The organism is Tepidibacter mesophilus (genome assembly GCF_002724055.1).
In the GTDB taxonomy this organism is placed as follows: domain Bacteria; phylum Bacillota; class Clostridia; order Peptostreptococcales; family Peptostreptococcaceae; genus Tepidibacter_A; species Tepidibacter_A mesophilus.
This window is the reverse complement of sequence record NZ_BDQY01000080.1, coordinates 1-441: the sequence shown is the minus strand read 5'-3', so window position 1 is coordinate 441 and position 441 is coordinate 1. Positions and strand designations below refer to the sequence as shown.

The 441-nt window shown below is 40.4% G+C and carries 1 tRNA gene and 1 rRNA gene; both read right to left on the bottom strand.

Annotation, left to right across the window (positions count from 1 at the left end):
• Positions 1 to 212 precede the first annotated feature (212 nt).
• A tRNA-Ala gene (locus Tmeso_RS15980) sits at positions 213 to 288 on the bottom strand.
• Between the two features lie 71 nt (positions 289 to 359).
• Positions 360 to 441, bottom strand: a 16S ribosomal RNA gene (locus Tmeso_RS16760); the annotation flags it as partial.

The following is a 441-nucleotide window of genomic DNA, read 5'->3' as shown; positions in this document are numbered from 1 at the left end:
ATCGGCTCTTGGTGCCAAGGCATCCGCCCTACGCCCTTAATAACTTAACCTTAATTTATTTAAATCTGTTCAATTTTCAAAGTACTATGCCATTCGCTATCGCATCGGCTTAAGTACGTCGCCAACGAATTTATAAATAAATTCCGTTGCTCAAAGTACTGATTCATTTTTTACATAACTAATGATGAAATTTTTAAAAAATTTCATCATAATGGTGGAGACGAGGAGAGTCGAACTCCTGACCCCTTGCTTGCAAGGCAAGTGCTCTCCCAACTGAGCTACGCCCCCATATTATTCTATGCGAATAAAGAGTGTTTTTATAAACTCTCAAAATTAAACAGTAGGTTATTTCTCCTTAGAAAGGAGGTGATCCAGCCGCACCTTCCGATACGGCTACCTTGTTACGACTTCACCCCAGTCATTGATTTCACCTTCGGCAGA